Origin of the sequence: Streptococcus sp. AS20 (assembly GCF_000524255.1) — a bacterium.
Classification (GTDB): Bacteria; Bacillota; Bacilli; order Lactobacillales; family Streptococcaceae; genus Streptococcus; species Streptococcus constellatus.
Window position 1 is genome coordinate 87,057 of the sequence record NZ_JANS01000009.1, and the last position, 14,978, is coordinate 102,034.

Below are 14,978 nucleotides of genomic sequence, written 5' to 3' on the forward strand. Positions count from 1 at the left end.
CCTTCTTTCTAATCCAAACCACGATAAACATCACCATCTATCTCACGGAAAGGTTGAATATCCTGCACATATTCCAACACCCCCTGAAATTCTCCCGCTTCATCATGTACTGCGGCATAAGTCACATGGACAAATTTTCCCCGCGATTCCGACTTGAACCACATAACAAACTTGTCTCGCTTGCCTTCACGCAATTCCTTAAAAATAAAGCGAACTTTCTCCAAAAACTTAGGCGGGTGGCACAGCTCGACATTGCGCCCCACTTGACCCGGCGTCCGTTTGAAAATCATCTCATCAGCTGGCACACTGTCATTATAATACTGGAAAATATCTTCCTTATTGACAAAGGTAATCTCCATTGGCAAATGATTCAGGATCAGATTTGCTTGCTCCACTGACAAATAGCCATGTCCAAACGGCTGTTGGTTCTGCCGATCAAAGTTGTTTTCTACCTTTTTCTTTTTTGGCTCAAAAGAAATGGTGACCTGCCCATCAGGTGTGTCAATAACTTGCTGAAACTTGCCATCATTAGTTTGCTCTGAACGGGCTAGCACCTCGCTCGTCACCTTAGTAGAATTGTCTGTTTCTTTCTCCGAGAATGAATGACGATGCGGAATCCACTTCTCTGCTGGCTGAATGATTGCATAACCATAAACATCACTTTCTTCCGCAATTTTCAACCAATCATCCTGTGTAAAAGATTCCAACAGAATCATGAGTAAAATTGATTCTTCCTTAAAAATCATGGCTTCAAACTCAGTTGCAAATAATCGAAACTTTTCTGCGACCTCTTCAATGTCTAAGGCAGGCAACTGCTCTGCCGCTGTTTTCACTTCTTTAAATAATTCACGGATTTGGTCGTCCACACCCCACATGACCTTAGGTGGTGAATCATGTCCATAGCTCTCCATGATTGGAAACATGAGTTCTTCTTTGCGCTTGTAGTGGCGCTCAAATTGTTCCACCAAGCTCAACTGTCGTTTCAAGCCCTTGCGAATTTCTTCCTGCATTTTCTCATCAGAATTTGCATAAGTATCCAGCAGTCTACCTACTCGCATCAGAGCCGCTCGCAAAGCCAAATTTTCCTGCTTGAAAATCTGCACAGGATGACCTGGATGATCCGTATCTGCAACTTCAACGTCTCTAACAGCTCCCTTAAACAGATTCGCATGGACATTGCAAAGAGACATCACATCCTCAAAGGTTACACCCGTGTCAGAATTCATCAGCTCATGTTCCATCAAGCTGATTTCAATAGCGGAAACACCGGTAAAATGTTTATTAAATTCTTCTTGAACTGCTTCTGCCTTTGCTCCATGGTGCAAATCAAGCAAAATATTCTTCAAAACCTCAATTCGTTCATCTGCCATTAGTCTAGTCCTATCACTTCATAGCCATTTGCTTTTAAGGTCCTAACAATTTTCTCCATCGGTGTGCCTTCCAGCTTAGACCCCTGCTTCAGCGAAACTTTCCGCCCAACTGTATTACGCATGAGAGAATTTGCCAAAGGTTTAAACCCAAGCTCCACTAAAATTTCCAGCACCTCTGGATGTTTGTCAATCACCTCTGCAACAGGAATTGATACATCAATGATATTGTCCATTCCTCACCTCATCCTCATTTTTCTATCATTATAACATAAAAAAGTGTCGACTTCTCAGTAAAATGAAATCAAGTATTATTCTCTTTTAGGGATGCCAAATTCTGCTTTATAAATTGCTTTTCTTCATTGAAATAACCTATAACTATTTTTAATAGGCTATAAGTTATTGTTATAATATAACCATTCTACTCTTTTTCACAATCAATGAAATTGATAAATCAGGTGCTCAGAGTGAATTGTATCACAAACAAAAGAAATTTTAATAAATACTAGAGTTGAAAACGCTTTTCTACCCGTGATATAATAATAGAAAAAAACAGATTAAGGAGATTTTATGTCTATTACAAATTTACTGAACATCAAATATCCAATTGTTCAAGGTGCTATGGCTCAAATTTCTCACTATCAGTTAGCTGCCGCTGTTTCAGAGGCAGGCGGTTTGGGAATTATCGCTTCAGGTGGCATGACTGGTGAACAACTGCGTAAAGAAATTCGTGAATTACGCAAGCTAACAGACAAGCCCTTTGCCGTTAATGTGATGCTAATGATGAAAAATATCGAAGAAATTGTCAGAGTCATCATTGAAGAGAAAGCCCCTGTTGTCACAACTGGTGCAGGTACTCCAAAATTCATTCTACCCTTTTTAAAAGAAGCCGGTATCAAAGTTATCCCAGTTATTGCAAGCGTGAAGCATGCTAAAAAAATGCAAGAATTAGGTGTTGATGCCGTTATCGCAGAAGGAGCAGAAGCGGGCGGTCATATCGGCGAAACAAATACGATGGCTCTGTTGCCACAAATTGTTGACGCTGTTGACATTCCCGTGATTGGAGCAGGTGGAATTGCGGATGGGCGTGGACTTGCTGCTGCTTTTGTTTTAGGTGCACAAGGCGCACAACTTGGAACTGTATTCCTCGCCTCAGAAGAATGCCCCATTGCCGAAAGCTATAAAGAAGCTGTCATCCACGCCAATGACACAGCCACAGCTGTAACTGGGCGCATTACTGGTGCACCTGTTCGCTGTATTCGAAACGAAATGACCGATCACTACATAGAACTTGAAAACAAAGGGACCAATCGTGAAGAACTAGAAGAAATCACAATCGGTGCCCTCTCAAAAGCTGTCTATCAAGGAGATACCAAACATGGCTCCATGATGTGCGGTCAAATCGCTGGCATGATAAACGAAATCCGACCATGCAAAGACATCATTGAAACCATCGTAGCCGATGCTCAAAAAGTGTTAGAAAATACAGAGATTAGGCTGTAAATGTTTATGAAAATAATCCGCACCCCAAAAGTTAGAGAAAAATCTAAACTTTGAGGTGCGGTTTAACATTTTAGTATTTACCACAATAATTATCTGAATTTATTATGGGAACTATATAGCACTTTACCCTAATCACAATATATAGTATCTTAAAATAAGATTTTTGTAAATTTGACAACTATACTTTGTAGTTGTGTAAACAGGTATATAATTCCCTTTATTATAATATTTCCATTTTTTAAAATGCAACACTAGCAATATTTTCTTTATTGAAGAAATTAAAATTCACAATACTAGTAAATGCAAGAGAAGATATATTAAATACTGAAGAAATCCTAGGATATCTTATTGACTCTCGGAATTTGTGCAAAATTTATGAAAATATGCTCATGTATATTCAAATAGAGAATTGTCTAAAAGATTTTAAGATGAATAATGTTTAATAAATTGATTGACAACTTGTCTTTTTATTATAAGTTAATACTTCCACATTTTAAGGCAACCTTTGATTTTATTTCTCCCAATTTATAGACATATTTTGCAAACTAAACAGCAAAAATCACAAAATTTAATTCAAATACATCCATTTAAAAACACGAATAAAATAAAACGAGCATTTTCACTAAGAATTTGCTCGTTCGCTATATTCAGGATAGGACTTTTCTCCATCTATTTTTATTTCCATAATGTCCCTAATGTTGTAATAGACGCTTCTTTGTCAGATAGACAATTTGGAAATCTTTGGGCTTCATTTCTGATTCATTGTCATTTTCCCACTCTATTAAAACTAATTTTTTTCTCAAGACATCATCTTTAATTGAACACAAGTCAAATTTATTTTGACCTCAGCTGTTTTCTTCCTGCTTCACCAATTTCACTACAGCCTCGGTCCTAGCTGTGTGCGGAAACATATCCACCGATTGGATATAATGGACATCATAGATCTTGCTTAATTGCACCAAATCTCTGGCTAGACTAGAGACATTACAAGAGACATAAATCATTTTCTTAGGTGCATAACGGACAATCGTCTCAAGCAGCTTTTTATCCAAGCCAGTTCGTGGTGGATCGACAATCAAAGCATCCGCCCGATAGCCTTCCTTATACCAACGAGGAATAATGCTTTCAGCAGTCCCAGTCTCATAATGAGTATTGTTAAAGCCTAGGCGAGCAGCATTTCGCTTAGCATCTTCAATGGCTTCCGGAATAATGTCCATACCTCGCAGAGACTTGACTCTTTTAGCAAAGGCAAAGCCAATCGTTCCCACGCCACAATAAGCATCAATCAAATGCTCTTCAGATGTCACATCAAGCGCCTTGACTGCTTCACTGTAAAGCACTTCTGTCTGCTCTGGATTGAGCTGGTAAAAAGCCCTAGGCGATAAGGAAAACTCGTAATCCAAAACACCTTCTTGAATTGTCTCTTTTCCCCAGATAATTTCCGTCTTATCTCCATAAATTTCACTTGATTTTGTCGTATGGTAATTGACCGCCACTGTTTCTAATTCTGGAAATTCTGCTGTTAAATCTCGAATAACTGGAGAGAAGTCCAACTTCTTTCCCGTGACAAAGATCATCTGCACCTGTCCCGTTTTCCGAGCCCTGCGAATCATAACCGTCCGAACACCTGCTCTCTTACGCTCATCGTAGATAGGAAGATTGTACTTCCCCAAAAGGAGAGCCACTTTATTGATGATTTTCTGCGTTACCTTATCCTGAACCAGACAGTTTTTCAAAGAAATCAGATAATGGGAATTCTGCGCATAAAGCCCTGCTTTGACTTCATCTCCTGATTTCCGTGTCTGAAATTGAAGCTTAGCGCGATAGTATTGAGGATCTTGCATGCCAATCGTTGGACGAATCTCATAGTTTTCATAACCAGCTGGCGCAAATTTTTTCAAAGCCTGCCGCAATAAATCTGTCTTAAATTCTAACTGTTTGTCATAATGCAAGTGCATAATCTGGCAGCCCCCACATTTTTCATAAATCTCACAAGGCGGCTCTACTCGATACTTAGAATGCTTATTAATCGTCAAGAGCTTTGCTTCGACAAAATTGCGCTTAACCGTCGTAACTTGACAAAAAATATCCTCACCCTTTAAAGCACCTGGTACAAAAACTAAGGTCTTTTTATAAAATCCAATCCCTTCCCCGTTAATTCCCATTTTCTTGATTTTTAAAGGGATTTTTTGTTTTACTTTCAGATTCATGTTTCTATTATACCACGCTAACACGATAATGTTGAGAATATGATACAATAATCAGTATGAAAAAAGAAAAAGTAACTCTCACAATTTCTCAATTCCCAGAAGAATTACGAATATATACAGAGAAAGCCACTTTGTATGACAGTTCTTCCCACTCAGGCGCAACCGTGCTTTATCTAGACACAGGCTACTATCTTAAAATAGACCAAAAAGGAAAGCTAGCACGAGAGGCACAATGTACTAAATGGTTTGACAAACAAGGGCTCGGTGTTCCTGTCTTGACATACATCAGCCAAGACAGGGACTACTTGCTCACTAAAGAAGCATCCGGCATATCAGGATTGGAAGTGCTAGACCAACCAGAAGTCCTCTGCCAAACCATGGCAACAGCGCTAAGACAGCTCCATAACCTCCAACCAGTCCACTTTCCCACAAACTCACTTCTAAAGAACTATATTCAGCTAGCAGAAGAGAATTATCAAAAAGGGCTTTTCTATGAAAAAGCTCTCCTGCCACAATTTCAGATTCGCAGCCGAGAAGAGGCTTATCACCTCATTCAAAAGCTAGGGTACTTGCTGACTGAAGAAGTCTTTATCCATGGCGATGCCTGTCTTCCAAATTTTATCTTCAATGATGCCAGTCATTTTTCATGCTTCATTGATGTTGGGCTATCTGGCTTTAGTAATCGCCACATTGACCTTTACTGGGCTATCTGGTCACTGAATTATAATCTAGGCAATCCAAAATATGGCGACCTATTTTTGGACTACTATGGTCGAGAAAATATCAACTCCGAGAAATTACGACTTATCGCAGCTTTTGAAGCATTTGGCTAATAGTCACACTTACTATCCCATCCATTAGCTCCAAATTTCACACAAGTTATCGAAAGAATGATTATGAAAATCACTAAAATTGAAAAGAAAAAGCGTCTCTATCTTTTAGAATTGGACGAAACTGACAAACTTTACATCACTGAAGATACTATCGTTCACTTTATGTTATCAAAAGGCATGAACATTAGTGAGCAAGAATTAAAAGAAATTCAGGACTACGCACAGTTTTCTTACGGAAAAAATCTAGCTCTATATTATCTTTCTTTCAAGCAAAGAACTGTCAAAGAAGTGCGGGATTATTTGACAAAACACGAGATTTCCTTAGATACTATCGAGAAAGTCCTAACGATTCTCATAAAAGATAACTGGATAGATGACAGACAATATGCTTATTCCTTTATTCATTCCAATCTTCTATCTGGTGATAAAGGTGCTTTTGTCCTCAAGCAAAAATTGGCTCAAAAAGGTATCACAGCTCCTATTATTGATGAAGAATTATGCAAATTTGATTTTACAGAAGTAAGTCAAAAAGTTGCTGCAAAACTACTCCGCAACTATCAAAGCAAACTACCAAGTAAGTCCCTGCAGGATAAAATTCTTCAATCCATGATGAACAAAGGCTTTTCCTATACCGAAGCTAAGGCAGCTTATCAAACCTTAGATATCAAAGAAGATGAGGAAACTCAGCAGAAATTACTGTACAAAGAATTAGACAAGCAATACCGCAAGTATTCTAAAAAATACAATGGATATGAGCTAAAACAACGTCTTACTCAAACTCTTGCGCGCAAAGGTTATGATTTTTCTGATATTGCTAGCGCTCTCAGAGAATATCTATAAAAAATGTAAGGTTTATTTATGTTTTTTCATGAAAATATGTTACAATAAGAGCGATAACCTGATTAATTGTAGAAAGTTGGTAGAAGATGAAGCTTCCAAAAGAAGGCGACTTTATTACAATTCAAAGTTATAAGCATAATGGAAGTCTGCACCGCACTTGGCGCGACACCATGGTACTAAAAACAACAGAAAATGCCATTATTGGTGTCAATGACCACACCTTGGTCACAGAAAGTGATGGTCGACGTTGGGTGACACGTGAGCCAGCTATTATCTATTTTCACAAAAAATATTGGTTCAATATTATCGCTATGATTCGCGAAAATGGGGTTTCTTACTATTGCAATCTAGCCAGTCCGTATTATCTTGATGCAGAAGCATTAAAATACATAGACTACGATTTAGACGTCAAAGTCTTTACCAATGGTGAAAAGCGATTACTTGATGTCGATGAATACGAGCGTCACAAACGGCAGATGAACTACTCTAATGATTTAGATTATATCCTCAAAGAGAATGTCAAAATCTTAGTAGACTGGATTAACAATAAGCGCGGACCTTTTTCGCAAGCCTATGTTAATATTTGGTACAAACGTTATGTAGAGCTAAAGAGTCGCTAAAGTTTCCAAAGGACCACTGGTCCTTTTTGATTTTCAAAGAACAATTTCTTGCAATTCAAGGTTATTTTATGTATCATATAGAAAATCCTTTGATGAATAAGTACAGAAAGGAAGAGACAATGGCTTTTACAAATACACGTGGACGCTATGCTAGCTTTGGCGTTGTAACAAGTTTACCAGATAATATCATTGATTCTTTCTGGTATATTATTGATAATTTTCTAAAGGGTGTGTTTGAGCTAGACGAACTGCTTCAGTTTGAACTCATCAACAACAAAGGAAAAACAACTTTCCGATTTTCACAAGATAGTCTAGCAACCATTCTTACCTTTGATTTTAATGACACTTTCGACCCATTTTTTCCACGAGAAATCTTTGTAACTGACAATAACGGTAAAGAAACCATTATGTTGCCAGATGAATATACTTTGATATGATAGCACAAAATCTGAAGCATACAAGATTGATGGCTGCTTAAAAATATCTGAGAATAAGTAAAATCCCTCAATAAATTATTGAGGGATTTTGTTATTTTTAGTAGGATTCTTTTATGTGTTTATTTTTCCGTTTCTCCGTCAGTTTCTTCTTTTGACTGATTCTGATTCAGAAAATTCATTGCTTCCTTGGTCCAAGTTGGTAAACTTTTAGCAAGTGGTGCAAAACCAATCTTGTAACGGTCATTTGAAAAACGATGGCGTTTAGGTAAATGATGCTTTTCCTCTTCCAATGTTCTCATCGACAAACTAGCCTTACCTGAAAATTCATCATAGTCCATCACCTGCACCAAGACCGGATCATTCACGTGCAGAATATCATGGATATTTTCGATGTAACCTGTCCGAATCTCTGAAATATGAATCAAGCCTATTGTTCCTGTTTCCAATTCCACAAATGCACCGTAAGGCTGAATTCCTGTAATTCTTCCTTTTAGTTTTTCACCAATTCTCATTTTAATCCTCAATTTCAATGGTTTCAATCACGACATCTTCAAGTGGTTTATCCATCGCACCGGTTTCAACAGCTGCAATCTTATCCAATACCTGATAAGAAGATTTATCTAATAATTGACCAAATACAGTATGGCGGCGGTCCAAATGCGGCGTTCCACCATTGCTTACATAGATTTCAGCAATTGGTGTCGGCCAACCACCACGTTCCAATTCCTTTTGTGCATAAGGAATCTTGCTGTTTTGCACAATAAAAAATTGGCTGCCATTTGTGTTCGGACCAGCATTGGCCATCGAAAGTGCACCACGGATATTGTACAGTTCCGGAGAAAATTCATCTTCAAACTTTTCTCCATAAATAGATTCGCCACCCATACCCGTACCAGTTGGATCACCACCTTGAATCATGAAGTCCTTGATAATCCGGTGAAAAATGATTCCATCATAGTAGCCATCTTTTGATAAAGCAATAAAATTAGCCACTGTCTTCGGTGCCTGTTCTGGAAATAATTGAAATTTCAAATCACCGTGGTTGGTTTTAATAGTCGCTTTCGGTCCTTCTGCTGTTTCCATCGTTACTTGTGGAAAATGTAATTCTTTTTCTATCATTCCTAATTCCTCCAAAGCATAAAAAATGCCATCTTCTTCTACTTTTTTTGTCACAAAGTCAGCCTTGGCTTTTATTTTTTTATGTGAAATGCCCATAGCAATACTGATACCTGCATAATCAAACAACTCTAAATCATTGAGTTCATCTCCAAAAACCATCACATTCTCAGGCTTCAACCCTAGATGCTCCACAACTGTCGCAACTCCAGATGCTTTTGAACCATTTGTTAGAACTACATCTGATGAATGCGGATGCCAGCGAACCAATCGTAGATGTTCTTCTAACTCTTTGGGCAATTGCAAGCTATCTCCAATATCTTCAAATGTCCACATTTGATAAACGTTGTGATCTTGATACAAATCCGGCTGAATAGGTAAATTAGGATAAACAATATCAATGGCTTCATCAATAAGCGGTGTTCGCGTCGAAAGCGCTGCCTCATGACTACCAACGAGGCCAAAGTCAATCCCAACTTCCTTCGTCCAAGCGATATAAGTTTCTACTAAATTTCGATCAATCGGGGTTTGCGCAATAACCTTTCCTGCTTTATCTTCAATATAGGACCCATTCAAGGTGACAAAAAAATCAGGCTGCAACGCTTTCAACTCCGGCACCACACCAAAAATTCCTCTCCCTGAAGCAATTCCCGTCAAAATTCCTTTTTCTTTTAATTGTTTAAAAACCGTTTTGATCGATTCTGGAATGTAGCCAGTTGCTTTTACTCGCAAGGTATCATCAATATCAAAAAAGACGATTTTGATCTTCTTGGATTTGTATTTTAATTTTGCGTCCATAATCTCCCTCTAACAATAGCAATTTATTTATTTTTCTATTATACCACTAAATATCATCCTGTGGGACGAGGTGATGCTGGAAGGCATAGACAACAGCTTGTGTCCGATCACTTACTTCTAATTTTGATAAGATATTAGATACATGTGTTTTAACAGTCTTCAACGAAATAAACAACTCATCTGCTATGCGTTGATTTTCATACCCTTTTGCTAATAGACTTAAAATATCGCGCTCACGCGCTGTTAGCTCTTCATGTAATTCAATATGATTTCGATGGTATTCCACTTTCTGACTGACCTCTGTTTCAATAGCAAGTTCACCCTTGGCTACCTTTCGAACTGCTCGTAAGATATCGTCAGCACTGGATGTTTTAAGCATGTATCCTTTAGCTCCTGCATCTAAAACTGGGTAAATTTTTTCATTATCCAAATAAGAAGTCAGAATGAGAATCTTAGCTTCAGGCCATTCTTTTAAAATAGCCAGAGTTGCTTCAATTCCACTCATTTCAGGCATAACAATATCCATCATAATAACATCTGGTCGTAATGCTAAAGCTTTTTCAACTCCTTCACGACCGTTTGAAGCTTCTGCCACTACATCAACATCATCTTGTACATCCAAATAACTTTTCAAGCCAAGTCGTACCATCTCATGATCATCTACTAATAAAATCTGCATCTCAAGCTCCTTTCAATAATGGTACACGAATATCAATCGCTACTCCCTGCTTCGGAGCTGTTAAAATCTGCATCGTTCCCGCCATATCATTTACTCTTTCTTCCATATTTTTCAGACCATAACTCAACTCATCAGACGAAGTGTGCTCAAAACCAATTCCATCATCTGTCATCTTCAACTGCAATTCATTCTGAGTTTGATACAGATATACATCTAAATGATTCGCATTGGCGTGACGGAGCGTATTACTGATAATTTCCTGAGCAATTCGAAAAATATGCTCCTCAATCTGTTTCGGTAATTGTTGAACATCATGATGAAAACTCACTTCAATATCACTCTTGTCTGATAACTCCTTTAAAATAAGGTTTAACCCTTCAACCAAACTTTTCCCTTCCAACTCTGTCGGTCTCAAATGTAGAAGCAAAATACGCAAATCCCTCTGAGCAGTATTTAAAATTCCTGATACGCCCATCAATTGTTTCGATAAGGTGTCCGTATCTAAGTTCTCCACTTGCCCTGTCACACCTGATAAAATCATATTGGCAGCAAAAAGTTCTTGACTGACCGTATCATGCAGGTCACGCGCAATTCGCTTGCGCTCTTTCTCAATAATCGTCTCTTCATTTTGTAAGGCACGGTTCTCTGACTTTTGTAGATTTTCTGTTAAATGATTTACTTTCTCTGATACCTGCCGAAAGGAAGCATCAATTTCCGGTTGCTGTACTTCTTGTAATGCTCGACCTTCCAAAATATTTTTCAAATTCGACTGAATGGTCGACAATGTTACCGTTTGAATCACTTTGATTCCTAAAATCATCAGCATCGTTAGAGATACAGTGAGCACAATCACAAAGAAACTGAATTTTTCCAGTCGCTCTACATTACTAAAAACCAATTGCCAGTCAAAATCAAATAGAGCAAAAATATAATGAATAATAATCCCTAAAATGAGTAAGGAATAAAAACTAATCAAGAGATAGTAGACTTTTTTCATTTACGAACCACCTCAATATTCCCTACAAATGTTGATAGGATAATTTTGACACTTTTATGTGCTTGTTTAAAGTCTGGCGTCGTTAGACTGAAACTTTCATTTCGCAATTCATAGATAGGTTGGTCTAAAAACTTCAATTCACCGTATAGATTATTCACTTTCAAGCTGACTGCCACATCAACTGGCACAATAATTTTTGTATTCCCGAAAAATTTTCGCAAAACAATCACATTATCATGGTTTGTAACAATCACTTGCTCCAAATGAATCGTGTCCTTGCCCATGAGACGGAAAAGGTTGATATCGTCAAATTGACAGGTATCAGACGAAGCAAAATGATGAAGATTTCCTAACCATTGATTATTCTCTCGTTTTTGCTCCATTGCATCATCAAAGATCAGAGTTGTCGCTTCATTTTCTTTATAAATATAGGGATAAGCTACAATCATGCCATAAATGACCGCAAAGAGCAAGGCAGCAATGACATAAGGATTGAGCATAATAATGAAAAAAAGCAATATGGTAGAAGTTACTAGCAGAAAATTTCCTCTTTGTTTACCAAAATAATAATAGAGCAGCAACAAGAAAAGCACCAAAAAAAGAATAACACGTGAAAAGTGACCAGACAAAATCGTCACTAATGCAAATGTTAATAGAATAGATTCAACAAAAATGAAAAATTGGATCTTTCGCATAATCTCGATACCTTTCTGCTTCTATTGTATCAAAAACTTTTAAAAATTCCTCCGACTAAGGTATGAAAATAAAGCAATGAAATGGAACTAAATATTTTCAGGTTCTAGTATGTAGTCCTAGAAATTAACATGTTTATTTACAATATACTAGATAAACTTGATTAATCAGAAACAACGCTTATCAATGCTGTAAAACGAGCGCAAAAAAAGTGAGGGAAAATCGGTTAAAAACTACGACTTTATCCTCTCACTTGTTTAATTGCTTGCACTAGCACTTGTGTCTGGCGTTTTTGAACTTGAACCATCATTACCACTAGTTGATGAGTTACTAGACGATGGACTATTTTTTTCTGAACTACTTTCAGATTGCAAACTACTTTCAGATGTAGACGAACTTTCGGTTTTCGGCTCATATACATATAGGACAATGCGGTCGCTCTTCAAATCCAAGGACTGATTTGCTTCTGGCGTTTGTTTAATAATCGTATTTGCTTGTGTTCCCGCCGGAGCTGTTGGAACCGTTCGTTTTTCAATATTAGCACCTTGAATGCCAAGCACTTGCGTTAAATTGTTATAGGCAAATTCATAGGTTGAACCGATATAACTTGGCATGACAACACTTGAAACGGACTTGGCTACTTTCAAAGTAATACGAACTTTTGAAGTCAAATCATATGTACTACCTGCTGCTGGCGTTTGACCAACGACTGTTCCAGCCGCATACTCACTACTTTCAACTTCTTCTGTTTTAATTAAACCTTTTGAAACCTTGTATTTTTGGACTAGATTGTTGATAGCATCCGCTCTTTTCTGACCTTTATAATCTTCCATAATAAAGGTTTTTGTACCTTTGGAAACAATCAGATCCACCGTGCTTCCGTCGCGACGCTGTGTTCCCGCTTCTGGATTGGTGCGAATAACAGAATCCTTTTTGACAGAGTCGCTATATTCATCTTTTTCCTTACCAACTTTCAAACCTGCTGTTTCAATTGCAGAACGAGCCTGTGCAACAGTTTTTCCAGTAACGTCTGGAATTTTTACATTTGACGGACTCAGATAGACTAATGCCACCAGAGCAGCAATCACTAAAACTACTGCCGACAACAGAACCTTATAACGCGTTCTTAAACGACGCTTTTTCTTTGTTTTTGGCTTGGTTGTGGGTTGAGAATTACTACTGACTGTTTCTTTTATAGGCGTAGGAGTAGTTGGTTTGCTTGCAGAAATTAAGGTATTTTGTGACACTTTAGGAAGCGTCTTGGTATCTGCTTTGGCAGTATCATCAAAAACCAACTTTTTCTCATTTCGGCGATCTGCGGATAAGCAGCTTGATAAATCCACATACATTTCTGCAACAGATTGATAACGATCTGTTAATTTTTTAGCCGTTGCCTTGATGACCACATTTTCTAGAGGCTGTGGCACATTTGGATTTTCAGCAATCACAGAAGGAAGAGGCTTTTGGAAATGTTGCAAAGCAATTGTGACAGCACTATCCCCATCATAAGGGATATGTCCTGTCAACATTTCATAGAAAATGATCCCCATAGCATAAATATCGCTTTGAACGGTCGCTTTTGAACCACGCGCTTGTTCTGGTGATAGATAATGCACAGATCCCAGCATTGAATTTGTCTGGGTTAAACTCGTTTCTGCAAAAGCTACTGCAATTCCAAAGTCCGTTACTTTTGCATCGCCATCTGGAGTTAAAAGGACATTTTGTGGCTTCAAATCACGATGAACAATTCCATGCGTATGCGCCAAACGCATCGCCAAAAGGATTTGTCCCATAATCCGAACCGCTTCTTCATTAGATAAAGGAGCATGCTCTTTAATATAGCGTTTTAAGTCAAGCCCAGCCACATACTCCATTGCTAGATATTGCTGACCTTCTTCTTCTCCAATATCGGTAATCCGGACAATATGAGGATGATCCAAGTCTGCCATCGCTCGCGCCTCTCTTTGAAAGCGCGCCACAGCAATCGGATCCGTCTGGTAATTCGTTCTTAGAACTTTCACCGCGACTTCTTCCCCGTCTAAAATCAAATCTTTGGCCAAGTAAACATCTGCCATGCCACCTCGCCCAATTTGTTTGATGATTCTATATCGCCCGGCAAATATCTTGCCGACTTGAATCATTCTGCATCCTCCTTATGATAATGAATCAGGGCAACTGTAATATTGTCCAAACCACCTGCGTTATTCGCAAAACGAATCAAGGTTTCTGCTTTCTCTGAAAGAGTGATGTCGCTTGTCACAATATCATAAATTTCACTTTCTGAAATCATATTAGACAAACCATCACTATTTAAAACAATGTAATCATCGTCCTCTAGACTAATCATGCCGACATCCGGTTGCACTTCACTTCTTTGACCGATTGATTGTGTGATAATGTTTCGTTGTGGGTGACGTTCTGCCTCTTCAGGCGTAATTTGTCCTGCTTTAAGCAATTCATTTACCAAGGAATGGTCGCTCGTCAACTGTTTATAACTTTCACCACGAATTAGACCGATACGAGAATCCCCTACATGAGCATAAATGGCTTGATTGCCAATAACAGCTAACGCTTCAAGCGTCGTCCCCATTCCTTTATACTCTTCATCTTGACCAAATTGGTGAACCTTTTGATTTTCTGTTTCAAGGTACTCTGCAAACCATTCACGGACACCATTAATAGAATCAATTTGAGTGTCCACCCAAGCAGCACCAAGGTCTGTGACAGCCATCTCGCTAGCAATATTGCCTGCCCGATGTCCGCCCATGCCATCTGCCAAAAGAATCATTGTCATACCAGCACGATTAACAAATTGATTGGCATAATCTTGATTGTTTGTACGTTTCTGACCAACATCTGTTAATAATGAAATTTCCATACTGTCA

General features: G+C 38.2%; 15 protein-coding genes. 5 read left to right on the forward strand and 10 right to left on the reverse strand.

The features are described 5' to 3' along the window. Nucleotides 1-8: 8 nt before the first annotated feature. Nucleotides 9-1,370 carry a DUF438 domain-containing protein gene (locus HMPREF1514_RS04945; RefSeq protein ID WP_037597708.1) on the reverse strand — a complete coding sequence of 454 codons (1,362 nt, stop codon included), beginning with the start codon at nt 1,368-1,370 and terminating at the stop codon, nt 9-11. Beyond that, nucleotides 1,370-1,603: a DUF1858 domain-containing protein gene (locus tag HMPREF1514_RS04950; protein ID WP_003070208.1), complete on the reverse strand. Its 234-nt coding sequence runs from the start codon at nt 1,601-1,603 to the stop codon at nt 1,370-1,372. Before HMPREF1514_RS04950 ends, HMPREF1514_RS04945 begins: the two co-directional genes overlap by 1 nt. A 334-nt stretch (nt 1,604-1,937) precedes the next feature. Here HMPREF1514_RS04950 and HMPREF1514_RS04955 point away from each other — a divergent pair, with 334 nt between their 5' ends. Continuing rightward, entirely contained in the window at nt 1,938-2,870 is a 933-nt protein-coding gene (locus HMPREF1514_RS04955) for a nitronate monooxygenase (RefSeq protein ID WP_037597710.1), read from the forward strand. Nucleotides 2,871-3,715: 845 nt separating this feature from the next. On the opposite strand, the gene rlmD is transcribed toward HMPREF1514_RS04955, so the two are convergent. Continuing rightward, complete coding sequence (rlmD, locus tag HMPREF1514_RS04960; protein WP_037597714.1) at nt 3,716-5,080, reverse strand: 23S rRNA (uracil(1939)-C(5))-methyltransferase RlmD; 1,365 nt, start codon at nt 5,078-5,080, stop codon at nt 3,716-3,718. 56 nt (nt 5,081-5,136) lie between these two features. Here rlmD and HMPREF1514_RS04965 point away from each other — a divergent pair, with 56 nt between their 5' ends. The 4 genes from HMPREF1514_RS04965 to HMPREF1514_RS04980 all read left to right on the forward strand — a co-directional run bounded on the left by HMPREF1514_RS04965 (nt 5,137) and on the right by HMPREF1514_RS04980 (nt 7,810). After that, nucleotides 5,137-5,913: an aminoglycoside 3'-phosphotransferase gene (locus tag HMPREF1514_RS04965; RefSeq protein ID WP_037597716.1), complete on the forward strand. Its 777-nt coding sequence runs from the start codon at nt 5,137-5,139 to the stop codon at nt 5,911-5,913. Nucleotides 5,914-5,976: 63 nt separating this feature from the next. Then, nucleotides 5,977-6,753 carry a recombination regulator RecX gene (gene recX, locus HMPREF1514_RS04970; RefSeq protein WP_037597717.1) on the forward strand — a complete coding sequence of 259 codons (777 nt, stop codon included), beginning with the start codon at nt 5,977-5,979 and terminating at the stop codon, nt 6,751-6,753. Between the two features lie 86 nt (nt 6,754-6,839). Then, nucleotides 6,840-7,373 (forward strand): nucleoside tri-diphosphate phosphatase, encoded by a 534-nt coding sequence (gene ntdP, locus HMPREF1514_RS04975; protein WP_003070217.1) that lies wholly within the window; start codon nt 6,840-6,842, stop codon nt 7,371-7,373. Between the two features lie 119 nt (nt 7,374-7,492). Continuing rightward, entirely contained in the window at nt 7,493-7,810 is a 318-nt protein-coding gene (locus tag HMPREF1514_RS04980) for a DUF960 domain-containing protein (protein WP_006269734.1), read from the forward strand. Between the two features lie 119 nt (nt 7,811-7,929). Here HMPREF1514_RS04980 and HMPREF1514_RS04985 read toward each other — a convergent pair whose 3' ends face one another. The 7 genes from HMPREF1514_RS04985 to HMPREF1514_RS05015 form a co-directional block, all read right to left on the reverse strand. Next, entirely contained in the window at nt 7,930-8,322 is a 393-nt protein-coding gene (locus HMPREF1514_RS04985; RefSeq protein WP_037597718.1) for a S1 RNA-binding domain-containing protein, read from the reverse strand. A 1-nt stretch (nt 8,323) separates the two neighbouring features. Continuing rightward, nucleotides 8,324-9,724 (reverse strand): bifunctional Cof-type HAD-IIB family hydrolase/peptidylprolyl isomerase, encoded by a 1,401-nt coding sequence (locus HMPREF1514_RS04990; RefSeq protein WP_037597719.1) that lies wholly within the window; start codon nt 9,722-9,724, stop codon nt 8,324-8,326. A gap of 46 nt (nt 9,725-9,770) precedes the next feature. Continuing rightward, entirely contained in the window at nt 9,771-10,403 is a 633-nt protein-coding gene (locus HMPREF1514_RS04995; RefSeq protein ID WP_037597721.1) for a response regulator transcription factor, read from the reverse strand. Nucleotide 10,404: 1 nt separating this feature from the next. Continuing rightward, nucleotides 10,405-11,400: a sensor histidine kinase gene (locus HMPREF1514_RS05000; protein WP_037597722.1), complete on the reverse strand. Its 996-nt coding sequence runs from the start codon at nt 11,398-11,400 to the stop codon at nt 10,405-10,407. Then, nucleotides 11,397-12,095: a cell wall-active antibiotics response protein LiaF gene (gene liaF, locus HMPREF1514_RS05005; protein ID WP_037597724.1), complete on the reverse strand. Its 699-nt coding sequence runs from the start codon at nt 12,093-12,095 to the stop codon at nt 11,397-11,399. The genes HMPREF1514_RS05000 and liaF overlap by 4 nt, the downstream gene beginning before the upstream one ends. A gap of 255 nt (nt 12,096-12,350) precedes the next feature. Next, nucleotides 12,351-14,234: a Stk1 family PASTA domain-containing Ser/Thr kinase gene (gene pknB / locus HMPREF1514_RS05010; protein WP_037597725.1), complete on the reverse strand. Its 1,884-nt coding sequence runs from the start codon at nt 14,232-14,234 to the stop codon at nt 12,351-12,353. Further along, entirely contained in the window at nt 14,231-14,971 is a 741-nt protein-coding gene (locus HMPREF1514_RS05015) for a Stp1/IreP family PP2C-type Ser/Thr phosphatase (protein ID WP_003028411.1), read from the reverse strand. The genes pknB and HMPREF1514_RS05015 overlap by 4 nt, the downstream gene beginning before the upstream one ends. Nucleotides 14,972-14,978 lie beyond the last annotated feature (7 nt).